Raw genomic sequence first — 20,717 nt, 5'->3', positions numbered from 1 at the left:
TCATGGATCAAACCGGCGACTTCATCGTACGCACCATGTCGACCGACGAGGTGGCACTGGCGGTCGAATGGGCAGCCGCTGAGGGCTGGAACCCCGGGTGGCACGACCCGCGCTGCTTCCGTGAAGCGGACCCGGACGGCTTCCTCGTCGGCGTTTTGCGCGGTGAGCCCGTCGCGAGCCTCTGTGCCGTTGCGTACGACGACAGCTTTGGCTTCATCGGCCTCTACATCGTGAAACCCGGATTTCGCGGCAAGGGCTTCGGCATGCGCATCTGGCAGCACGGCATGCGTTACCTGGGAGACCGTAACATCGGTCTCGATGGCGTCGTCGCCCAACAGGCGAACTACGGGAAGTCCGGATTCCGGCTCGCGTACCGCAACATCCGCTATCAGGGGCGCGTGAGCGGCATCGGGTGCGCGTGTGTCGTGCCAGCCGCCGACGTGCCGTTCGAGCAGTTGCTTGCCTACGATCGCGCCTGTTTTCCCGCGGGGCGCGAGCGTTTCCTCCGCGCCTGGGTTGCGCAGCCGGATGCCGTTGCGCTCGCAACGGTCGAGGCGGGCCGCGTTGCCGGATACGGCGTCGTGCGTCGCTGCGAGGCGGGCTGCAAGATCGGGCCGCTCTTCGCCGACGATGCGGACGTCGCCACGGGCCTCTTTCGCGCGCTGGCGGCGAGCATGCCGGGCGAGGTCATCGTGCTCGACGTGCCGGAGACGAACCCTGCGGCCGTCGCGCTGGCAGAACGGCACGGTATGACGAGCGTCTTCGAAACCGCGCGGATGTACACGAAAAACGCGCCCGCGATTGCGATCGATCGCGTCTTCGGCGTGACGTCGTTCGAGCTGGGTTGACAGATCTAAAGCTCGAGCCGCTGAACATAGCCCGTGAGTTCGAGATAGCCGCGTCCCAGCGGTCTTCCTGCGGGTTTCGTCGCGGTTTTCTCAGCATCGGTGCTCGCCGCGTCCGCCTGAAACGCCGTCACCGCCCCCTCCCAATACACCGCGCCGGTGCTCGCGCGGCTGTCGAACTCCTGATCGTCCATGAGCGGCGCAAGCGTCAGATGCACGTCCTGCGCATCGACGCGCATCGCCACCGGATACTGTGCACCGGTATGCGGCGAACGCCACTGGCGCAGCGGCGTGAAGCGGATGCTATCGGGCGATAGCGTATGCGTGCTGCCATCGGCGGCGCGCAGCGTGCCGCCGGCCCAGAACTTGTGGCCTGCCTTGTCGCGAATCTGCAAAGCCATGAGCGCGCCGCCGTCGTCGAAGTTGATGCCGATCCAGTCCCAGCCGACCGCGCCGTCTGCGAGCGGCGCCGACGACCATTCGTGATCGAGCCACGCGTGCCCTCGCACGTGCCCGGCATGGCCAGTCGATTGACCACCGCGCTTGAGCATGCCGTCGACTTGCAGCCACGGCACGCTGTAGTAGTAGCTCGCCTCGTCCGGCAGCGGGCCTTTGCGGCTGTACCCGCCCTGCCCGTTGACGAGCACCGGCTGCGTCGGCGCCAGAGTCAAGGCGAACGTGAAGTCGGGCGTAGCGACGTTCAGGCGGTAGCGGCCATCCGTGTTGCGCTCGATCGACCAGTCGTCGATGCGGACTGCCGTGTCCGTCTCGCTCGCTTGCGCGAGACCAAAGCCGCGGCGCGCAATCCGCTGGTCGTGCTGCAGCTTGCCCGCGTGCGGATCGCTCAGCGCCACGTTGGCGAACAGCAACTGATTCGGCGCGAAGCGGCTCGGATTCGCTTCGTCGAGCGCGGGGCGCGAGCGGAAGAATGTCGCTTCGAAGCCCAGCGATGCATCGGCAGCCGCGTCGGCGTCCGGTTGCAGCCAGCCGGTCACGTACCACCATTCGGTGCGGTAGCTCGAATGCGCGCCATAGTCGCGCGGGAACACGAGCGGCTGTCCGCTCGTCACCGCCGGAAAATCCGGCATGCGCGCCCATGCAACGCCTTGCGACAGCGCGGCGAGCGACGATAAGAGAAACGTGCGCCGTCTCATCGCGTCACCAATCGTCGCGCACAGCGCGCACCGCATCGACCGACATCGCGGCGCGCGAACTCAGGAGCGCCGTGAGCGCGGCGGCCACGACGACCGCCGAGGCCAGCGCCGCCAGCAATCCCCATGGCATATGCACACTCATCGTCCAGTGAAACGATTGCGGGTTGACGACATGCACGAGCACCATCGCGAGACTCAGGCCCAGCGTCAAGCCGGCAAGCACGCCGAGCAGCGCAACGAGCGCACCCTCCATCGCGAGCATGAGCCCGATCTGGCGACGCGTCACGCCGATATGCCGCAGCATGCCGAACTCGCGCGTGCGGGCGAGCGCTTGCGACCCGAAGCTCGCGCCGACGCCGAACAAGCCGATGATCACCGCCACCGCTTCCAGCAGATACGTCACGGCGAAGCTGCGGTCGAAGATCCGCAGGCTCGCCGCGCGGATCTCGCCCGGCTGCGCGAACTCGAGACGCTGCCCGCCATGCACGCTCTCGCGCAAGCGTGCGATCGCTTGCGCCGGCGCCACGCCCGCGTCGAGCCACAAGGCGGCATCGCTCACGCGCGTGTCGCGGGTCAGCCGTCGATAGTCGCTCGCGTCGATCACGATGGCCCCGAACTGGCGTGCATAGTCGCGCCAGATGCCGGCCACCGTAAACGGCAAGCGCTGGCCCGCCAGCGGCAGCGTGATGCGTTGGCCTGTGTGCATCCCGTACAGATCGGCGGCCGCCTCGCTGATCCACACCGGCGGCGGCTCGCCCGCTTGCGGTACGCGAGGCGCAGTCGTCAGCGGCAGGCGCGCGGCGGGGTTGCGCGCATCGATGGGCCGCGCGAGCAGGCTCACGGGCGGCAGGCGAGCATCGAGCGAGATTTGCGTCGCGCGCAGAAACTCGGCGCGCGCGATACCGGGTGTCGCTGCGATGACTGCCTGATCGCCCGGCGAAAGGAATGCGCTGTCGCCGCCCGGCGAAGCGCGCAGATAGAGCGGCGCGGGCAGCAGCAACTGCAGCCAGTCGTCGACGGCGACGCGAAAGCTCGACACCATGATCGCCATCGCCGTCATCAGGCTGAAGCTCGTGACGATGCCCGCGAGCCCGATCGTCGCGCGGCCGGGGGCATTGGCGAGCTGCGCCAGCACGAGCTGCGGCAAGACATGATTCGAGCGCGGCAGCACGGCGAACACGGCGCGCGCGAGCGCCGGCATCGCCAGCACGCCGCCCAGCAACAACAGCGCGATGGACAGATAGCCGAACACCGGCAAGCCCGCCACGGGCGGCAATAACGCGGTGACGAGCCCGGCGGCGATCGCGAGCAGCGCCGCCGTGACCGTGCGCTTCGTACGCAGCCGGGCGGCCGGCGCTTCCTCGTCGCCCGCCTTCAGCGCCCGCGCGGGTCGCGCCCTCGCGGCTTCGAGCGCCGGCGCGAGACTGCCGAGCACCGACGCGGCCATCCCCAGCGCAAAGAATATTGCCGCCGGCATGGCATCGAAATGCACGCGCGGCTGCACGCCTTCGAAATAGCCGCCGCCCAGATCGCCGCCCGCATAGCGGAGCACGGCCGCCGCGAGCGCGAAGCCGATGGCGAGCCCCACCGCCGCGCCGAGCACGCCGAGGATCGCGCCCTCGGTGACGACGAGCCACAGCACGCCACGCTGCGTCACGCCGATCGCGCGCAACAGCGCAAACTGCGCACGACGCCGCAGTACGGCCAGGGCCTGCATCGTGAAGACGAGGAACGCCCCGGTGAACAGCGCAACGAGCGCGAGCACGTTGAGATTCGCGCGATACGCACGCGAGAGCATCGAGGTGCGCCGGGCGTTGTCGCCCGGTGTGAAGGCGGCGACACCCGCGGGCAAGTGCGGCGCGAGCGAATGCGCCAACACTTCGGCATCGACGCCCGGCTTGAGCTTGATGTCGATGCGCTCGAGTGTGCCGAGCCGCTGCAGGCGCCATTGCGCGGCGCCGATGTCCATCACGCCGACACGCACCGCATCGCCCGAGGCCGGCAACACACCCGCGACGCGCAGGGCGACCGAAGCGAGCCCGACCTGCACCGTGAGCGAATCGCCAGGCTTGAGCGCGAGCCAGCTCAGCGCGGCTGGCGAAAGAAATACGGTGTCCGGGTCGAGCAGATCGAGCGTGCTGGCCTTCGTACCGTTCGTGCCATGCGTGCCATGCGTACGATCGGCCAGTTCCACGCGTCCGACGAGATTCGGCGTGACATACCCTGCGCGAAACACATCGACGCCGAGAAGTTTCAGCGACTCGTCGCGTCCCGCGACGCGCGCATCGACCTCCACCACCGGGCTGACCGCGGCGACCTCGGGCAAGCTGGCAATGCGCGGGTACAGCGCTTCATCGAAACCGGCACGCGGCCCGCGCAGCTCGATATCCGCATTGCCCATCAGCGAGTTGACAGTGGCCGACAGCTCGTTGAGCGCCGCGCGATTGATCAGCTGCACCGCGTAGCCCATCGCGACGCCCGCGGCAATCGCGAGAATGCCGATCAGCGTGCGCAGCGGATGCGCGCGCATTTCCCCGGCGATGAGCGCCGCGCCGACGCCGCCAGCAGGCGTGCGATCGCCCCGGCAACGCGATGCGGCAGCGTCGCGCGATGAACCCACGGCACCGAACCAGCGCATCGCCTACGCGCCGCCTGGGCCGGGCGAGTACGGCTCGAGCCCGGCGGGCGTGAGCCGCAGCACGCGGTCGGCGGCAGCCGCCACGGCGACCGAATGCGTCGCGAGCAGCACGCCCGCGCCGTTCTTTTGCGCCAGTTCGCGCAGCAGCGCGAGGATGCGCATCGCCGTGTCGTGATCGAGATTGCCGGTGGGCTCGTCGGCCAGCACGAGACGCGGCTGATGCACGAGCGCGCGCGCGACCGCTACCCGCTGCAACTCGCCGCCCGACAATTCACGCGGCAGCGCGCGCTCGCGCCCGCCGAGCCCGACTGCATGCAGCACGGACGAGACGCGCACCAGCACGTCTTTCGCCCGCATGCCGTTCAGGAGCAGCGGCAGCGCGATGTTCTGCGCCGCCGAGAGGTTCGGCAGCACATGGAAGGCCTGGAACACGAAGCCCATTTTCTGTCGGCGCTGCAGGGTGGCCGCGTCGTCGTCGAGTGCGCCGAGGTCGTGTCCGTCGAAGACGATCTGTCCCGCGTCCGGCCGGTCGAGACCGGCCGCGAGATTGAGCAGCGTCGATTTTCCGGCGCCCGATTCGCCCATGATGGCGACGCATTCACCCGAGCGCAATTCGAGATTCACGCCGCGCAGCACGTTGCGCGGCGTGGTGCCGTCATAGTGCTTCGATACGTTGGCGAGCGTCAGCATCATGTCGAACCTAACGCAGCGCCTGTCAGGCGGGCCCCATGTCCTGCCGCGGCGACGTCGCGGTCGTGCCCGGCCGGCGCAGCATCTTGTCGACCTCGCCCGCGTGCAGCTCCTCGACCTGGATCATCTGGCGCGCGTACTCTTCGAGCGCAACCGAGCGGTCTGCCACGAGCGAAAGCAGCTCGCGGTAAAGACCGAGCGCGATCTGTTCGGCCTCGAGCGATTCGCGCAGGATGGCCCCGATATCGAAGGTATGGGAATCGAGCAGCGGACCGATGGCGAGCGACGGATACGCGCCGAGCGTCGTGATCCATTCGCCGGCCTGCTGCGCATGCAGGAGCGACTCGTCCGCCTGCTGCCGCAGCCACGAGACGATCGGAATGCGGCCGAAGCCGAACACCAGGAACGAATAGTGCGTGTACCGCACAACGCCCGCCAGCTCGGATTCGAGGATCTTGTTCAGCACGGCGACGACGGGCTCCTTCTCGATCTCAGTCATGTTGCCTCCCATGCACGGCAAGTAAGCGGTGGGCAATGTTCATAACACCTCCGTCTCGCGGAAATCTCGCAGAAAGCGTGTGCAAACGCACTGACGAATTCGATTGTTGCACTTATCGCGGTTCGCCGCTGCAATCGATCAAACGAGCCTCGAGCAGGCGCGCAAGCGCCAGGCCGCCTTCGCGCATGATCGAATCGTGATTCCAGCGGAATATCAACCGTACGAGGGGCGCGAATGCGAGCGCGCTCATCCACGCACTGGCCGTCCTGACATGCCAATCGTAGCGCACCATCGTGCGGCTGCCGTCGGCCGCGAAATACCAGCGCCCCACGCCCTCCAGCGCGCCGCTGGCCTCTCCCTCGAGCGCGAGGAGCGGCGCGACGCGCGTGACGCGAACGTCGATGATCACGCGATAAGGCAGCACGCCTTTCCACGTGTAACGATGCACCGCCCCCAGCCCGTCGGTCTCGCCCGCCCGCAACTCGCGTACCGCTTCGACGTTCTTCCACCAGCTCGGCCAGTTCATCGAATCGTGGATCGCGTCCCATACCGGCTGCACCGGCGCCTCGATGCACCACGAGGTCGTCAGACGGAATTCCGCCATCGTTCGTTTCCTCCTTGTCTGCGCCAGGGCCAGGTGTGCGTTGCGCGATGCGAAGCCGTGCTCCAGAATGACCCATCTTCCACCTTCGAGTATAGGAGGGGCCAATGACGCTCACAGACCGGGATTTCGTGGCCGTCGCACAGGCACGCTTCGATGCGCTCGCAAACTACGAGGTCACGTTGAAATCGACATCGGCGCGAGCGGAAACGGTCGAGGTCCTCTATGGCTACCGAAAGCCCGGCTTCGTTCGGATGGACTTCATCCGGCCGCATGGCGGCGCGACGCTCACCTTCAACCCGGAATCGGGCAAGGTCAAGCTCTGGCCGTTCGGTATCGACACATTTCCGCAGCTCACGCTGGCTCCCGACAATCACATGATTCAGAGCCCGCAGGGTCATCGCGTCGACGAGTCCGATCTCGGCGCACTGCTAGCCAATGTCCGTGCGCTGCAGGAGCATGGCGACACCCAGGTCGTCGGCACCGAAGCGATCGGCACGCACGAGGCGGCGCACGTGATCGTGACGTGCCTGCCCGGACACTTCGTAAGCGGCGTGTTCCGCTATGAGTTATGGTTCGACTCGAGCCATGGTTTGCCCATCAAGGTCGTGAGCGAGGGCGAGTCATGCGAGCCGATCGAAACGGTGCTGATGGAAAACCTGCGCATCGACGTGCCGGATTCGCAGCTCAGGCCGTTCGGCTAGTCGCGCAAGCGATCACTGGCATTGGGGATGTCACTGAATCCTCAGGTTAATCAAGGCGTAAACATGACATCCTAAAATGCCTCAACCGCTTAGGATGCCAAATAACCAGCCAGCCCAAGCGTGCGCGACGAGCAAGCTATCGTCGGAAATATACGTCTGATCCCCCAATCGTTGCTAACGCAGTTAATCGCGATTCCCTCGACGGAACCTACCGTGAGCGGCCCGCTCGCCTGCGAACAGGAAGCGGTGTCGCTCTGCCCGAAAGGTATTCCCCGTTCGCTGGATCGAAGGGACATGGCATGTTCAGAAACCTTATCGAGTTCGCAAGACAGGTGCGGCGCAGCGAAGACTTCAAGAATGCGCTCAATACGCCGGCCCGCCTGTCCCTGCATGCGAAGCAACGCCTCAACCGCGGCCACTTCGTCATAGAGATTCGCGCAAATTCCGGCTTCTTTTCCGTCATGCAGATCGTCCTGTGCATCCTCCTGTATTGCGACGAGAAGCGTCTGACGCCCGTTATCTCGGCGCGCGGTGGAAGCTATGGCGACGCGCAAGGCAAAATCGACTGGCTAGCCGAATACTTCGAAGACCTCGCACCGTCCGCCCTGCCGGATGCCGCGAGGGCTGGTTTGCGAACGTCGATCGTGCGCGATCTCGGCGATTTGGGCTTTCGCCGTTACGAAGCCGGCCTCCGGCTGGAACGGGCGAGTGCGCTATTCCTGTCGAACTATCGGCCACGCGAATCGATCCGGCAGGAAGTCGCGCGCATCGGCGAGCGGCTCGATATCGGCGCTTCGACGCTGGGCGTCCATTTTCGCGGCACAGATAAAAAGTTCGAAGCCCATACGATCGACTGGAGTGAGTTTTGCCGCATGGTCGAGAAAACCCTTGCAGACGATCACCGGCTCACGAACATCTTCGTCTCCAGCGACGAGCAGGCGTTCCTCGACTTCTTCCGGAAGTGGGGCTTCACTGTGCCAGTCAACGTCGCGCCTGCCACGCTGCTCGCGAGCGGCGAGAAGCCCGTGCACTTCAGCGGAAATTCCGGACTCGCAATTGGCCGCGAAGCACTCGTCGCGAGCCTGCTACTCGCAAACTGCGGCCATTTGATCAAGACGCCCTCCTATCTCTCGGGATGGTCGAAGATCTTCAATCCGTCGCTGCGGGTGAGGCTCGTCGTGCCTCCCCGCAACAACGCATTCTGGTTTCCCGATAGCCAGATCTGGACCGAACAGGCCAGGCGCGACCACGACCTGGTGATGCCTGAAATCGAAGACGCGGCTTTCGATTCGCCGTTCACGGCAACCGCGACGACGCCAAACGCGGGAGCCCTCCCCCGACCCATCGATCTTTGAAGACGTATCATCGAAGCCAGATCGCAGGGCGAGGGCAATTGCGAGCATCGTCATGAACTGGCTGGCCAATATCGTTCTCGTGCTACATGCACTGGTCGTACTCTTCATCGTCGGCGGCTTGCTCGCGATCTGGGTGGGCGCCTCGCTCGGGCGCGCCTGGGTACGCAACCGCGTGTTCCGTCTCACGCATCTGCTTGCGATCGGTGTCGTCGCCCTTCTTGCGGTCCTCGACCTCCCGTGTCCGCTCACGGTGCTCGAGGACTGGCTGCGTACCGGGCACGCCGGACCGCGGGGCTTCATCCAGTACTGGGTCAGCGACTTGCTGTACTACGACTTGCCCGGCTGGGTGTTCGCGACGGCCTATGCAGGATTCCTGCTGGTCGTGGCAGCCACCTGGTTTCGTGTCCCGCCGCGTTCGTGACGGCAATCGCGCATCGATCTTCAGCCCGTAACGACAGTGGCGGCACACCGCTTGCTCTCGCCCCCCAAACGCTAATTTCGGCGTCGACGCAAATCAACGCCTGCAAAAAGGGGATGACGAACATGTCCAGCAAAAAGAGCCGCGACAAACTGCCGAAAGGGACAAAGCCGAAAGTTTCGAAAGGCGCCGGGCCGTCAAAGGCGCTGCCCAAGCCCCGCGAGCGCGCGGCCATCCTGACCGGACAGCGCCGCCTGAAAATGGCGCGCTCGCCTCATGCCTACGTGCGCGGCAATACGGCCCGCTTCTACGAATGGATCGTCGAGACGAACGGCGACTCGCTGCCACACGGCCCGGCGATCTGGATTTGCGGCGATTGCCATACCGGCAACCTCGGCCCCGTCGCGAATCAGGAAGGCAAGGTCGAAGTCCATATCCGCGATCTCGATCAGACCGTGATCGGCAACCCCGCGCACGACCTCATCCGCCTCGGCCTCTCGCTGGCGACCGCGGCACGCGGCTCCTCGCTTTCCGGTCTCACCATCGTGCACATGATGGAGGCGCTCGCAGCGGGCTACGAATCGGCGTTCGGGCCAAAGCGCGCGAAGGTCCAGATGTCCGGGCGCCCCGAGCCCGTGCATCTGGCGATGAAAGCGGCCGTACGCCGCTCATGGCAGCATCTGGCCGAGGAGCGCATTGAGGATCTCGAACCCACCATTCCACTTGGCAAGCGTTTCTGGCCGCTCACGCGCGCCGAGCGCAGGGCAATCGACACGCTCTTTCGCGACGATGCCATCGCGAGTCTGCCCACGGGCCTGCGCGGCCGCAACGATGCCGGCAAGGTCGAGGTGATCGACGCGGCGTATTGGGTCAAGGGCTGCAGTTCGCTCGGCAGGCTTCGCTATGCAGTCCTGCTCGATGTCGACGGCGGCATGATCGATGGCGACGATCTGTGTCTCATGGACATCAAGGAGGGTGTGAAAGCCGCTGCACCGCGTTACGAAGACGCATCGATGCCGCGCGACAACGCCGAGCGCGTGGCGGAAGGCGCGCGCCATCTCTCGCCCTTTCTCGGCGAGCGCATGCGGGCGTCCCGCCTGCTCGATCGCGCCGTGGTGATTCGCGAATTGCTGCCGCAGGATCTCAAGCTCGAAATCGATGAGCTCGAAGAGAGCGAGGCGCGCAAGGTCGCGTTCTATCTCGCGGCGGTGGTCGGCAACGCGCACGCACGCCAGATGGACCCGCCGACGCGGCGCAGCTGGCTCGCCGAACTCCGGCGCGCTCGCTCGAAGACGATCGATGCGCCCCTGTGGCTCTGGACAAGCATCGTGCAACTGGCGAGCAGCCACGAAGCCGGCTATCTCGAACATTGCCGCCGCTATGCCACCGGCGTGAATTGAGGCAGCCTCCCGACGCTCGACCTCGTCGTCCAGATGCTTCGCATCCCGACCATCGAATCTTGCCTCCACAGCGTATGCGAGTCGCATAATAGCGCTATCCGCACGCCTCGCGGCACGCACGCTCAAGCGCCTCATGCGCCGTCGGTTTGCTGACGTCCGGGTTCGCGTCGCCGCCATGGCATGGAGGTTTTCAAATGACACAGGGCAGCTACGACATCGTGATCGCGGGCGGCGGTCTTGGCGGCGCAACGCTTGGCCGTGCACTCGCAGGCGCCGGCGTGCGCACGCTCATCGTCGAACGCGAGACGTCGTTCAGGGACCGCGTGCGCGGCGAGGGCATGATGCCCTGGGGTGTCGTCGAAGCCCGCGCGCTCGGCATCGATCGGCTGCTCCGTGATGACGGGGCGCACGTGGTTCCGTTCTGGAGGCGATACAGCGGACTGGTGCCAGCCGAATCGCGCAACCTCGCGGATACCACTCCCGGGCACACCCCGTGTCTGGACTTTTATCATCCGTCGATGCAGCGCACGCTGCTCGACGCGGCCGAGTCATCGGGGGCCATCGTGCTGCGCGGCGCCGAGGTCGTGCGCGTCGATCAGGGCGATGCGCCAGGCAAGCCGCCTGTCGCCGAGATTCGCACGGATGGCGGCACACATCGGGTAAAAGCCCGGCTCGTGGTGGGCGCGGACGGACGCAGGTCGACGGTGCGCAGAATCGCCGGCTTCACGCTCAACCAGGATCCCGGGCGGCTGATCGTGGCGGGTGTGCTCTACGAAGGGCTCGACACGCCGGAAGATTCGGTACACCACTTCCAGTGCCCAGCGCTGGGACAGGCCGCATTGGTTTTTCCCATCGGGCATCAGCGGTTCAGGACGTACTTCGTCTCATGGGTCGGGCAGCGCGCGCACCCCATCAGCGGCAGCGGGCATACCCGCGAGTTCCTCGACGCCTGTGTCGACACGGGCGTGCCGCGCGACTGGTTCGAACGCGCGAGTGTGGTTGGCCCGCTCGCGGCTTATCCCGGCGCGGACATCTGGGTCGAGCATCCCTGCAACGGCAGCGTGGTGCTGATCGGCGACGCGGCGGCGGCCAGCGACCCGTCATGGGGATGCGGGTTGTCGTTGACGCTGCGCGACGTCAGGGTGCTGCTCGACCGTCTGCTCGCAAACGACGACTGGGAAGCCGCCGCGCATGCGTATGCCTTCGAGCACGACCGCTATTACGGCGCCCTGCACCGCGTACTGGACTGGCTCACCCAGTTGCTGTACGAACGCGGCGCGAGCGCTGACGAGCGCCGCGCCCGCATCCTGCCGTGTTTCGCCATGGAGCCCGATCGCGCGCCCGATCTGCCGGGGCTCGGCCCGGAGACGCCATCGGATGAAGAGGCTCGCCGACGGTTCTTCGTCGAGGATCGTTTTCTGCCTCCGGGCTGATCGCGCGGCGCATGTTCAACGCCACGGGCGTGAGCGGCCTGGCACGCCTACGCGGCACTCTTCGCGATCGTCGCCTTCAGTGCTTCGATGACCGCCCGCACCTTGCCCGACGGATAGCTCGTCGGTGCAAACACGGCCTGCACATTCAAAGGTACGCCAGACCATTCGGGCAGCAAGCGCACGAGCGCGCCGGACGCAAGATCCGCGCGCGTCGAGAAGTCGGTCAGCGCGGCAAACCCGCCACCCGCGAGGACCGCCGCGCGCGCCGACGTCGCCGTATTCACGCTCAGCGCATTCGCGCAGCGCACCCGGCGCACGGCTTTGTCGTGGCTGACGCGGCCCACCGCGGGCCGCCCGGCATCGCGCGTCAACTCGAGCGTCGACGGATGCCGCAGCACGCTCATCGCAATGTGTGGCAAAGACGCCAATGCGTTCAGCGACTTCGGCATGCCGTGGCGCTCAACGAACGCGGGGCTCGCGACCAGCCAACGCACGTAGCTTCCTAGCTTCACCGAGCGGTAGTTCGAGTCGGGCAGATTGCCCAGCCGCACAGCCAGATCGATCCCCTCGCCGATCAGGTCGACATAGTGATCGGCGCAAACCAGTTCGATGTCGAGTTCCGGATACACGTCACGCAGATCGACGAGCGCGGGCGCGACGATCTGCGCGCCGTAGTCGACAGGCGCGCTCACTCGCAGCGTGCCGCGAGGGGGCGCGGCTTCCTCCGACACGGCCGCTAGTGCCTCTTCCGTCATCTGCAGGATGCGGCAACTGGCGTCGTAAAACGCACGGCCTGTATCGGTCACGGATAGCTGCCGCGTGGTGCGCGTGATCAGGCTCGCGCCAATCTCGCGTTCGAGGCGCTGCATATGCGCACTGACCATCGTCTTGGCGATGCCGAGCCGCTCAGCCGCCGCCGTAAGCGATCCCGCTTCGACCACGGCGACGAACACCGCCAGCCGGTTCAGATTCACGTCGCGTACATCCGTCATCGGCGATTGTCCACTTTCGATAGAAAATGAATGCAAGCTTAGCAGTCTTCTCGCGCGCGCAGCCATTGCCTAATCTGAACACTCCCTGTCGCTTCATCCCGAAGCGCTTTCGTTGTGGAGAACAAGATGCCAACCGCCCGTCCCACCACGCCGATTCGCCTGTATACGGCCTTGCTTTCCGGCCACGGACACCGCGTCCGGCTGTTCCTTTCGATGCTGGATCTGCCGTTCGAGATCGTGCCGGTGGATCTCGCCGCGGGCGAGCACCGCCAGCCCGAGTATTTGAAGCTGAACCCCTTCGGCCAGGTGCCGACCATCGTCGATGGCGACACGGTGTTGTTCGATTCGAACGCGATCCTCGTCTATCTGGCGAAGCGCTACGGCGAGCCGTCGTGGCTGCCGGACGATCCGCCTGGCGCGGCAGCCGTGCAACGCTGGTTGTCGCTCGCAGCCGGTCCGATCGCGTTCGGCCCGTGCGCCGCGCGTCTCGTCAACGTATTCAAGCGCGATCTCGATCTGGCGCACGCCCAGCAAATCGCGCAGACGCTGCTGCCGTTGCTCGATGCCGAACTCGCACACAAGCCGTTCGCCGCGGGCGATCACGTGACGATCGCCGATATTGCCGCGCATACCTACATTGCGCATGCACCTGAAGGCGGCGTGTCGCTGGAGCCGTATCCTCATCTGCGCGCATGGCTCGAGCGCGTCGCCGCGTTGCCGGGCTTCGTGCCGATGCCATCGACGAAAGCGGGCCTGCTCGCCGCCTGAACGAAACTCGCACGCCGTCACCCCGAGGCCGTCATGACCGCTCTCCCCGACCTGAATCCGTACCGCACTGCGGGGCCGTTTCACGACGGCGAGCGCGAGGCGCAATTGCGCGCGGGCGTAGCCGACGTCGCACTCGAAAACGGCTCGCGCGGCATCCGCGATTACATGCCGGACCAGCATCGCGCGTTCTTCGCGATGCTGCCGTTCATGGTGTTCGGCGGCGTCGATGCAGCCGGTCAGCCGTGGGCGACGCTGCGTGCGAACACGGCGGGCTTCGTGTCGACGCCGGACAGCCGCACGCTGCGCATCGACGGCGGCGCGCTGCCAGGCGATCCGCTCGAAGGGAGCTGGGTGCCGGGCGCGCGTATCGGCGGGCTCGGCATCCAGCCGCACACACGGCGGCGCAACCGCGTGAATGGCGTGATCGAAGCGGTCGATGGCGGCGTAGTGACGCTCGCCGTCGAGCAGAGTTTCGGCAACTGCGCGAAGTACATCAATGGACGTGAACCGGCTTTCGTCGGCAATGCGCCGGCACACGCCACAGTCGAACATGCGCAGGCACTCTCGGAAGAAGACCGTGCACTGATCGCGCGCGCGGACGTGTTCTTCATCGCCACCGCCAATCTCGACGATGCAGCGGGAGCAGCGGGCGGCGCCGACGTGTCGCATCGCGGCGGCATGCCGGGCTTCGTGCGGATCGACGACGCGAGCACGCTGACCGCGCCCGACTTCAGCGGCAACAAGTTTTTCAACACGATCGGCAACCTGCTGCGCGATCCGCGCGCGGGGCTTCTGTTCGTCGACTTTGCGCGCGGCGATCTGTTGTATCTGGCCGTACGCGCCGAGGTGATCTGGGACGGCCCCGAGATCGCGCTATTCCCGCTGGCACAGCGGCTGGTGCGCTTTCACCTGGCAGAAGTGCGCCGTGTGCGGGAAGCCTTGCCGTTGCGATGGTCGGCGGTCGACTATGCGCCGCAGTTCGCGCAGGCTGCAACGGAAGCCTCGCCAGCGGCTGCTCCGAAGAAAACCGACGCGCGCACGTGGCGCACGCTGCGCGTGGCCGAGGTACGCGACGAATCCCCGACGATCCGCTCGTTCCACTTCGAAGCAATCGACGGCGAGCCACTCGCGCCTTTCGAAGCTGGGCAGTACCTTCCGCTGCGCGTCGCCATGCCCGGAGCGGACAAGCCGCTCATGCGCACCTATACGCTCTCCGCGGCGCACGACGCCGCACGTCCGGCGCGCTACCGGATCAGCGTGAAACGCGAAGGCGCGGTGTCACGCTGGCTGCATGAACACGCACGCATGGGCTCGCTGATCGACACGCTGGCGCCGCGCGGCTCGTTCACGCTCGATGCACGCAGCCCGCGCGCGATCGTGCTGGCGGCGGCAGGCATTGGCATTACGCCGATGCTCGCGATGCTCGACGCGGCACTCACGCTCGAGCCTCAACGTCGCATTCATGTGTTCCACGGGACGCGCGGCGAGCACGAAAAGCCGTTCGCCGCGGTGCTGCGGGAGATCGAGCGCGCGCATCCGAACGTCTTGGTGCATCTGTACGACAGCGCCGCGCAACACGACTCGCCCGACGGCGACCGGCTCGCGGGCCGCGTGAACATCGATGCGCTGCGTCGCTTCCTGCCGTTCGACGACTACGACTTCTATCTGTGCGGCCCCGAAGCGTTCATGCGCGATCTGTACGACGGCCTGCGCGCGCTGAATATTGCGGACGAGCGGATTCGTTTCGAGGCGTTCGGCCCGTCCAGCCTGAAGCGTGTGCCCAAGCACGCTCCCGTTGCGAGCGAGGCAACGACAGTCAGACCGGTGACATTTGCCCGCAAGGGGCAAACAGTGCAATGGCAGCCGCAGCACGGCTCGCTGCTCGAAACCGCCGAGCGCTGCGGCGCCCACGCGATGTCAAGTTGCCGCTCGGGCATGTGCGGGACCTGCGCCACGCGCGTGCTCGATGGCAGCGTGGAATACGACGAACCGCCGGAGTTCGACGCCGAGCCGGGGTTCGCGCTGATCTGCGTCGGGCATCCGGCGGCGGGCGGCGTGACGCTCGATCTCTAGCCGCCTTGCTTGCTTCATGCGTGTCCAGCGTCAGCTCGGCGCGCGCAGAAATCGCACGACTTCGTCGTTGAATCTCTCGGGAAACTCGATGTTGGAGAGGTGCACCGCCGGGAGCATCAGCAGCCTCGCGCCCGCAATCGTCTTCGCCATTTGCACGCTATAACTCGCTGCCGTCACCGTATCGTGCTCTCCCGCAATCACCAGTGTCGGCCGTGCGATGCCCGCAAGCGACTCCCGCATATCCGCTTCCTGCACGGCGCCCCACGAACCGGCGAGGCCATGCCGGTTCGTCGTGGTCAACATCGCACGGAACGCGTCGACCACCGGATCTGCTGCCTCGAGCATGTGCGCCGGGAACCAGTTGCGCAGGAAGGTTTCGGCGGTGTCGATCATGTCTTCGGCCTGCAGGACCGCCGCAATCGGTGCATCCCACCTGGCCGCCGGCCCGAGCCATGGCGCAGTATTGCTCAGCACCAGCCTGTCGATCCGGTCCGGCGCATGCACGCCCAGCCATTGGCCGACAATTCCGCCCAGCGAGAGTCCAAGAAAATGCGCGCGCGCCAGGTCGAGCGCGTCCATCAGTTCGAGGACGTCCTGCCCCAGACGCGCGAGCGGATACGGCCCCGCGGGAACGCTCGACGCGCCGTGCCCGCGCGCATCGTAGCGCAGCACGCGAAAGTGCTGCGTCAATGCGGAGATCTGCCCGTCCCACATGCGCAGCGTGGTGCCGATCGAGTTCGACAGCACGATTGTGGGATTGTCGTCGCGACCTTCGAGCCGATACGCGATACGCGCGCCGTCGGTCGTCGTGAGGAAGGAAAAGCGCGCCATGACATCTCCTGCAAAGAAGGCGCTGTCGGGCGCGGCGCCGTTCGCCGAACACCTTGTGCAACGCCAGTTGGCAGGCCGAGTATGGGTCGCTCAGAATTCAAATAAAATTACAAAGATTGGACAAAAATTGTCATATAAATCGACATGGCAGATTTCACGCTTCACGACGTGCAATGCTTCGACGCCGTCATCCGGACCGGGAGCTTCCAGGCTGCCGCGAGCGCACTCCATCGATCCCATCCTGCCGTCTTTGCCGCGGTGGCTCGGCTCGAAAGCCAAACGGGGCTCGCCTTGCTCGACCGCAGTGGCTATCGCGTGAAACTGAGCGCCATGGGCCGTTCGTTTTACGAGCGCATGCAGCCACTCCTGAGCGAAGCGGAAGGCTTGCGTCAGCACGCAGCGCAACTGGCCGGCGGTGAAGAAAGCGAACTGAACGTGGTTCTTGGCGATCTGTGTCCGCGCCCGGTTGCGCTGAATCTGCTCGCGCGCTTTTTCGTCACGTGTCCGCGCACACGGCTGAATCTGCATTTCGAATCGGTTGGCGGGCCCGTAGAGCGGCTAAAGGCCGGCCAAGCCGATCTGATCCTGCATCGTGTCGATACGACCGACCTGTCACTGGAGTGGCTCGTGCTCGGCAAAGTGCGCCTGGTTCCGGTGGCGGCGCCTGGCCTGCTACCGGCGCATCAAACCGGGACGCTGCGTGCGAAGCACTTGCGCGACTACGCGCAATGCGTGATGCGCGATTCCGCCCAGCAGCCCGGCGACTCGAACTTTCTGGTCGTCGAGGGTGCGAGGCAGGTCACGGTGCCCGACCAGGGCATGAAAAAGGACGTCATCATGCAGGCCCTCGCGTGGGGGCATCTGCCGGACTTCCTGATCGAAGCGGAGCTGCGTAGTGGCGCCTTGAAATCCCTTGCGAGCCGGTCGCTCCCGGGACATACGGAAACGCTGGTTGCAGCGAGGCGCCGCGACGCCTCGCATGGCCCGGTTGCACAGCGATTGTGGGCCTGCCTGCAGGAGAACGCGCCGATGATCTAGTCAGGCGACACGCCACCTGCGCCGGTGCATCAAGACGTTCTGGCCATCTTGCTTCGCAGTTGGCCAGCCGAAAGCCACAGGGCAGAGATCAGAAAGTAGACGGCGCCGACCGCTGCATAGCCCGCCACCTTCTCGATCGCAGAGGCCATCGGCGCACCGCCCTGCACGATGAAAAACACCCCGGCCAAAGCCGATTGAGCACCGCTAAGTATCATCGCCCATTGCGCACCGAAGCGCTTCCAGCGACGCACGGCGGTGCCGAGCTGAAGCAGCCCGGACAGGATGGCCCACACGCCAAACACGCCCAGCACGCCATGCGCGCCCAGCTTCAACGCCACGATCACGGCGACCGTCGTCAAGATACTGATGCCGACGTTGACGACTTGCGTACGGTTTTCATCCGCCCCGCCGCTGCGCGACATGTCGAGGTAGTTGGCCAGGGCATCCCATGCCGGATAGACGACGAGCAGTGCAGCGATTCTGGCCGGCGAATGCTGCGCGAGCGAAAAAGCCAGTGCGACCCAGGCCGCGGAAAACGCGGTCCGCACAAAGTAATACTGCCTGAGCCAGCTCTCTTCGCGAGTGAGCGTGATATCTGCGTGTCGATCAGCCATGGCAACTCCTGAACAGTTCGTGACAACGGTGCAAAGGATCGCACTCGCCTCACTTCCGCGGCATCGGTCGAATGACCGACCCTCGCGGGGTCGAATGGCGTTGTGACGTATAGTGATCGAACGCCTGACGTGCGCTCTGCCTCCCATGCCGATGACCGACGACAAAGCTGGCCTTTTCCCGCTGCGCGTGTTCGATGCCGTGAAAGCCCTCGCCTTCATCGGCGATCTGAGCATGGGCCAGCCCACCGATCATTCGCCGCGCACCGCATGGCTCGCGGCTCGCCTCGCGCAAGCCGCCCGGCTCGACGCGTCGACGATCGATACCGTGCGGGAGACGTCGCTGTTGCGTTGGTCGGGATGCACGGCAAATGCGGCGGGCTTCGCCGACGTTTTCGGCGACGACATCCAAAGCCGCGTCTCGATGCTCGACGGCCGCACAGACTGGTTCGCGCCACTCGAATCGCGTGGCGGTGCCGCCGCGGTGCTCACGCCGCTCGCGCAGACGCACTGCGAAGTGGCGGGCGAAGTGGCGCGCATGCTGGGCCTCCCCCTCGCAACCGAAACGGCGTTGCGTCATATCTTCGAAATGTGGGATGGCAGCGGTGTGCCTGCGCATCTTGCACGCGACGCCGTGCCGGTGCCCGTGTTCGTCGTCGCGCTTGCCGGAGATCTGGAGATTTTCAGTCGCACGTATGGTGTCGAGCAGGCGCTCGGTCTCATTGCGCAACGCGCCGACACGCGCTATCCATTGCAGCTGGTCGAGACCGCGCAGCGCGGTGCGCCCGTTTGGCTCGCGGAACTGGAACGTGCGTCGGCCGCCGATCTCGACGCCGCGTTGACGACATCGCGTATGCAGCAGGCAACGTCGGCGGAACTGATCGCCGACGTCATCGACCTCAAACTGCCCTGGATGACCGGCTTCTCGCGCGCGGTCGCGGCGACGGCCGCCCGCTGTTGCGAACGTCTCACGACGGACAAGGCCGCGCACGAACGCGTCTATCGCGCAGGATTGATTCACGGAATTGGTCGGGCGGCGGTGCCCAACGGCATCTGGAATCTGGGCGCGCGTTTGCCCGAAAGCGCCTGGGAGAAAGTGCGCCTCGTGCCTTACTGGACGTCGCGCGCAGGCAGGCAAGCCGGCGCGCTCGGCGACGCGGCCGAACTCGCATCGTATGCCTATGAGCGGCTGGACGGCTCGGGTTATTTTCGCGGCGCACGCGGCGAGGCCATGACGCTTGAGGCGCGCGTACTGGCTGCGTCGGTCGCGTGGGTCGCGTTGCGCTCGGTGCGTCCGTGGCGAGCCGCGCTCTCCGACGCCGCCGCCGCGCAACAGCTGCGCGACGAGGTCATGAGCGGTCGCCTGAGCGGCGAAGCGGTCGATGCGCTGCTGGCCGAAGGTGCGGTTGCGGTCAGGCGCCCCGCGAGCCCCACGGCGCAGCGCGCGCCTCTCACGCCGCGCGAAATCGACGTGCTGCGTGCCATCTCGCGCGGCGCGAGCAACAAGGAAGCCGCGCGAGAACTGGCGCTGAGTCCGAGCACTGTGCGCACGCATGTCGAAAGCGTGTTTCGCAAGTTCGCGTGCTCCACCCGCGCGGCGGCGACACTCAAGGCATCGGCAATGGGCCTGCTTTAGCGACCATCCCGATGCATTCTGGAAGAGAACGCCGCGCGTTGCCGGGTCCGGTTTCAGCCACGCGTTGCGGCTAGTGCAAATTAACAGCGTCTTTATCACTGATATTTTGGTGGTCTCTCACGCTACCCTACTTGTTTGATCTCCTCTGCTCCCCCGAATCAGGCATGACTCAATCTATTTCGCGTCCCCGGCTCTGGCCGCGAACCGATCCAGCAAACACTGCAGCCGACGCTCCTGAATGTGCAGAATCCCCGGTGTGGAACGGAGCTCGAGCACGCGGGAGTGCCAATAGCTCGCGCTGAATATCGCCATCGCCTTGTCCGCGCTGATCGCACTTTCGAGGTGCGCAATCGCCGTGTCGAGCGTGTGGACAGTGTAGGGACTCTGCGGCCGCCTTTCTGTCTCTGGCTTTATCTGAATCGTTTTCTCGCGCCCTGCCCGCTTGCCTCCCGCCTGGCTATCGCACTCCTGCGCAAGCAGGGACTGCAGGCGCTGCTCATCGAGCCCGTCATACCGGATGGAGTTGTCTCGCATCGCACCGTCTCCTCGTCGACGATCGCTCACCAATTACCGTCGAGCCTGTTCCGACGCTCGCTGACGATGACCGTCGGGCCCGGATTGTCGTGATTAACCAGGGTTGCATCGGTGCAAACGGTGCGGGCCGCTTTGGCGCCACGGCGGTGGCGTGCGACCGATTCCAGCAGGCTCAACGTGATGCAGAAACTGCGGTCGATCTGCTCCGTCCAGCACTTCTGGTCATAGGCGGCCAGGGCCTGCACGAAGACGTCGTAGATCTGGTCGGGAAAAGTCACACCGCTCGACTCGATGCGGACCATGAGCGCCCTTGCCCGAAGCAGCTCGGCCAGGATCGTCGCGTCCGGCTGGGTCGCCGGTTCAGGCTCCGGCTTGCAAGGGCGTACGCGGGTTTCGTCGTCCGACGCAAAGCGGAAAATATTCAACAGGCTTTTGAAGTCGGGATGCGGCGTATGCATGATGGTGTCCCTCATCGTCCGAACTGCAGCGACTCCATC

General features: G+C 65.7%; 20 protein-coding genes. 10 read left to right on the top strand and 10 right to left on the bottom strand.

The genetic code is table 11. From position 1 onward, the window contains the following. Positions 1-2 precede the first annotated feature (2 nt). Positions 3-848: a GNAT family N-acetyltransferase gene (locus AB4Y36_RS24375; RefSeq protein WP_368684338.1), complete on the top strand. Its 846-nt coding sequence runs from the start codon at positions 3-5 to the stop codon at positions 846-848. Between the two features lie 5 nt (positions 849-853). Here AB4Y36_RS24375 and AB4Y36_RS24370 read toward each other — a convergent pair whose 3' ends face one another. The 5 genes from AB4Y36_RS24370 to AB4Y36_RS24350 form a co-directional block, all read right to left on the bottom strand. Then, the gene (locus AB4Y36_RS24370; RefSeq protein ID WP_368684337.1) at positions 854-1,999 is read right to left on the bottom strand and encodes a lipocalin-like domain-containing protein; all 1,146 of its coding nucleotides are present in this window, start codon (positions 1,997-1,999) and stop codon (positions 854-856) included. A 4-nt stretch (positions 2,000-2,003) separates the two neighbouring features. Continuing rightward, complete coding sequence (locus AB4Y36_RS24365; protein ID WP_368684336.1) at positions 2,004-4,637, bottom strand: FtsX-like permease family protein; 2,634 nt, start codon at positions 4,635-4,637, stop codon at positions 2,004-2,006. 3 nt (positions 4,638-4,640) lie between these two features. Then, the gene (locus AB4Y36_RS24360) at positions 4,641-5,327 is read right to left on the bottom strand and encodes an ABC transporter ATP-binding protein (RefSeq protein ID WP_368684396.1); all 687 of its coding nucleotides are present in this window, start codon (positions 5,325-5,327) and stop codon (positions 4,641-4,643) included. 25 nt (positions 5,328-5,352) lie between these two features. Beyond that, positions 5,353-5,826, bottom strand: a complete 474-nt coding sequence (locus AB4Y36_RS24355) for a bacterioferritin (protein WP_069262423.1) — start codon at positions 5,824-5,826, stop codon at positions 5,353-5,355. 112 nt (positions 5,827-5,938) lie between these two features. Beyond that, positions 5,939-6,430, bottom strand: a complete 492-nt coding sequence (locus AB4Y36_RS24350) for an SRPBCC family protein (protein ID WP_368684335.1) — start codon at positions 6,428-6,430, stop codon at positions 5,939-5,941. A 104-nt stretch (positions 6,431-6,534) separates the two neighbouring features. Here AB4Y36_RS24350 and AB4Y36_RS24345 point away from each other — a divergent pair, with 104 nt between their 5' ends. From AB4Y36_RS24345 to AB4Y36_RS24325, 5 genes are all read left to right on the top strand, one after another. Then, positions 6,535-7,131 (top strand): DUF1571 domain-containing protein, encoded by a 597-nt coding sequence (locus tag AB4Y36_RS24345; protein ID WP_368684334.1) that lies wholly within the window; start codon positions 6,535-6,537, stop codon positions 7,129-7,131. A gap of 299 nt (positions 7,132-7,430) precedes the next feature. Beyond that, positions 7,431-8,486, top strand: a complete 1,056-nt coding sequence (locus AB4Y36_RS24340; protein WP_368684333.1) for a hypothetical protein — start codon at positions 7,431-7,433, stop codon at positions 8,484-8,486. A gap of 52 nt (positions 8,487-8,538) precedes the next feature. Further along, positions 8,539-8,907: a DUF2784 domain-containing protein gene (locus tag AB4Y36_RS24335; RefSeq protein WP_342948162.1), complete on the top strand. Its 369-nt coding sequence runs from the start codon at positions 8,539-8,541 to the stop codon at positions 8,905-8,907. A gap of 122 nt (positions 8,908-9,029) precedes the next feature. Then, positions 9,030-10,304: a DUF2252 family protein gene (locus AB4Y36_RS24330; protein ID WP_368684332.1), complete on the top strand. Its 1,275-nt coding sequence runs from the start codon at positions 9,030-9,032 to the stop codon at positions 10,302-10,304. A 194-nt stretch (positions 10,305-10,498) separates the two neighbouring features. Further along, complete coding sequence (locus tag AB4Y36_RS24325; RefSeq protein ID WP_368603172.1) at positions 10,499-11,737, top strand: FAD-dependent oxidoreductase; 1,239 nt, start codon at positions 10,499-10,501, stop codon at positions 11,735-11,737. Between the two features lie 47 nt (positions 11,738-11,784). Here AB4Y36_RS24325 and AB4Y36_RS24320 read toward each other — a convergent pair whose 3' ends face one another. Continuing rightward, on the bottom strand, positions 11,785-12,729 hold the full coding sequence (locus AB4Y36_RS24320) for a LysR family transcriptional regulator (protein ID WP_069262137.1): 945 nt from the start codon (positions 12,727-12,729) through the stop codon (positions 11,785-11,787). A 126-nt stretch (positions 12,730-12,855) separates the two neighbouring features. Between AB4Y36_RS24320 and AB4Y36_RS24315 the strand changes: the two genes are divergently transcribed. Beyond that, positions 12,856-13,497, top strand: a complete 642-nt coding sequence (locus AB4Y36_RS24315) for a glutathione S-transferase family protein (RefSeq protein ID WP_368684331.1) — start codon at positions 12,856-12,858, stop codon at positions 13,495-13,497. A 33-nt stretch (positions 13,498-13,530) separates the two neighbouring features. Further along, positions 13,531-15,570 carry a pyridoxamine 5'-phosphate oxidase family protein gene (locus AB4Y36_RS24310; RefSeq protein ID WP_368684330.1) on the top strand — a complete coding sequence of 680 codons (2,040 nt, stop codon included), beginning with the start codon at positions 13,531-13,533 and terminating at the stop codon, positions 15,568-15,570. Between the two features lie 30 nt (positions 15,571-15,600). On the opposite strand, the gene AB4Y36_RS24305 is transcribed toward AB4Y36_RS24310, so the two are convergent. Further along, on the bottom strand, positions 15,601-16,401 hold the full coding sequence (locus AB4Y36_RS24305) for an alpha/beta fold hydrolase (protein WP_368684329.1): 801 nt from the start codon (positions 16,399-16,401) through the stop codon (positions 15,601-15,603). 144 nt (positions 16,402-16,545) lie between these two features. On the opposite strand from AB4Y36_RS24305, the gene AB4Y36_RS24300 reads away from it, so the two are divergent. Continuing rightward, entirely contained in the window at positions 16,546-17,439 is an 894-nt protein-coding gene (locus AB4Y36_RS24300) for a LysR family transcriptional regulator (RefSeq protein WP_368684328.1), read from the top strand. Between the two features lie 29 nt (positions 17,440-17,468). On the opposite strand, the gene AB4Y36_RS24295 is transcribed toward AB4Y36_RS24300, so the two are convergent. Then, positions 17,469-18,053, bottom strand: a complete 585-nt coding sequence (locus AB4Y36_RS24295) for a DUF308 domain-containing protein (RefSeq protein ID WP_368684327.1) — start codon at positions 18,051-18,053, stop codon at positions 17,469-17,471. Positions 18,054-18,204: 151 nt separating this feature from the next. Here AB4Y36_RS24295 and AB4Y36_RS24290 point away from each other — a divergent pair, with 151 nt between their 5' ends. After that, a complete protein-coding gene (locus tag AB4Y36_RS24290; protein ID WP_368684326.1) occupies positions 18,205-19,686 on the top strand; it encodes an HD domain-containing phosphohydrolase in 1,482 nt (493 codons plus the stop codon). Between the two features lie 174 nt (positions 19,687-19,860). Here the strand turns inward: AB4Y36_RS24290 and AB4Y36_RS24285 are convergent, their stop codons facing one another. Then, a complete protein-coding gene (locus tag AB4Y36_RS24285) occupies positions 19,861-20,220 on the bottom strand; it encodes a hypothetical protein (protein ID WP_368684325.1) in 360 nt (119 codons plus the stop codon). A 26-nt stretch (positions 20,221-20,246) separates the two neighbouring features. Further along, positions 20,247-20,678 (bottom strand): hypothetical protein, encoded by a 432-nt coding sequence (locus AB4Y36_RS24280; protein ID WP_368603180.1) that lies wholly within the window; start codon positions 20,676-20,678, stop codon positions 20,247-20,249. Positions 20,679-20,717 lie beyond the last annotated feature (39 nt).

It is taken from the genome of Paraburkholderia sp. BR10936 (assembly GCF_040965735.1).
In the GTDB taxonomy this organism is placed as follows: domain Bacteria; phylum Pseudomonadota; class Gammaproteobacteria; order Burkholderiales; family Burkholderiaceae; genus Paraburkholderia; species Paraburkholderia nodosa_A.
Note: the sequence above shows the minus strand (reverse complement) of the source record. Positions and strands in the feature narration are given on the sequence as shown.

Bases quoted from the DNA above. Each gene is read 5' to 3' on its own strand.
- AB4Y36_RS24375 (WP_368684338.1), top strand. From the start codon at position 3: ATGGATCAAACCGGCGACTTCATCGTACGCACCATGTCGACCGACGAG.
- AB4Y36_RS24370 (WP_368684337.1), bottom strand. From the start codon at position 1,999: ATGAGACGGCGCACGTTTCTCTTATCGTCGCTCGCCGCGCTGTCGCAA.
- AB4Y36_RS24365 (WP_368684336.1), bottom strand. From the start codon at position 4,637: ATGCGCTGGTTCGGTGCCGTGGGTTCATCGCGCGACGCTGCCGCATCG.
- AB4Y36_RS24360 (WP_368684396.1), bottom strand. From the start codon at position 5,327: ATGCTGACGCTCGCCAACGTATCGAAGCACTATGACGGCACCACGCCG.
- AB4Y36_RS24355 (WP_069262423.1), bottom strand. From the start codon at position 5,826: ATGACTGAGATCGAGAAGGAGCCCGTCGTCGCCGTGCTGAACAAGATC.
- AB4Y36_RS24350 (WP_368684335.1), bottom strand. From the start codon at position 6,430: ATGGCGGAATTCCGTCTGACGACCTCGTGGTGCATCGAGGCGCCGGTG.
- AB4Y36_RS24345 (WP_368684334.1), top strand. From the start codon at position 6,535: ATGACGCTCACAGACCGGGATTTCGTGGCCGTCGCACAGGCACGCTTC.
- AB4Y36_RS24340 (WP_368684333.1), top strand. From the start codon at position 7,431: ATGTTCAGAAACCTTATCGAGTTCGCAAGACAGGTGCGGCGCAGCGAA.
- AB4Y36_RS24335 (WP_342948162.1), top strand. From the start codon at position 8,539: ATGAACTGGCTGGCCAATATCGTTCTCGTGCTACATGCACTGGTCGTA.
- AB4Y36_RS24330 (WP_368684332.1), top strand. From the start codon at position 9,030: ATGTCCAGCAAAAAGAGCCGCGACAAACTGCCGAAAGGGACAAAGCCG.
- AB4Y36_RS24325 (WP_368603172.1), top strand. From the start codon at position 10,499: ATGACACAGGGCAGCTACGACATCGTGATCGCGGGCGGCGGTCTTGGC.
- AB4Y36_RS24320 (WP_069262137.1), bottom strand. From the start codon at position 12,729: ATGACGGATGTACGCGACGTGAATCTGAACCGGCTGGCGGTGTTCGTC.
- AB4Y36_RS24315 (WP_368684331.1), top strand. From the start codon at position 12,856: ATGCCAACCGCCCGTCCCACCACGCCGATTCGCCTGTATACGGCCTTG.
- AB4Y36_RS24310 (WP_368684330.1), top strand. From the start codon at position 13,531: ATGACCGCTCTCCCCGACCTGAATCCGTACCGCACTGCGGGGCCGTTT.
- AB4Y36_RS24305 (WP_368684329.1), bottom strand. From the start codon at position 16,401: ATGGCGCGCTTTTCCTTCCTCACGACGACCGACGGCGCGCGTATCGCG.
- AB4Y36_RS24300 (WP_368684328.1), top strand. From the start codon at position 16,546: ATGGCAGATTTCACGCTTCACGACGTGCAATGCTTCGACGCCGTCATC.
- AB4Y36_RS24295 (WP_368684327.1), bottom strand. From the start codon at position 18,053: ATGGCTGATCGACACGCAGATATCACGCTCACTCGCGAAGAGAGCTGG.
- AB4Y36_RS24290 (WP_368684326.1), top strand. From the start codon at position 18,205: ATGACCGACGACAAAGCTGGCCTTTTCCCGCTGCGCGTGTTCGATGCC.
- AB4Y36_RS24285 (WP_368684325.1), bottom strand. From the start codon at position 20,220: ATGCGAGACAACTCCATCCGGTATGACGGGCTCGATGAGCAGCGCCTG.
- AB4Y36_RS24280 (WP_368603180.1), bottom strand. From the start codon at position 20,678: ATGCATACGCCGCATCCCGACTTCAAAAGCCTGTTGAATATTTTCCGC.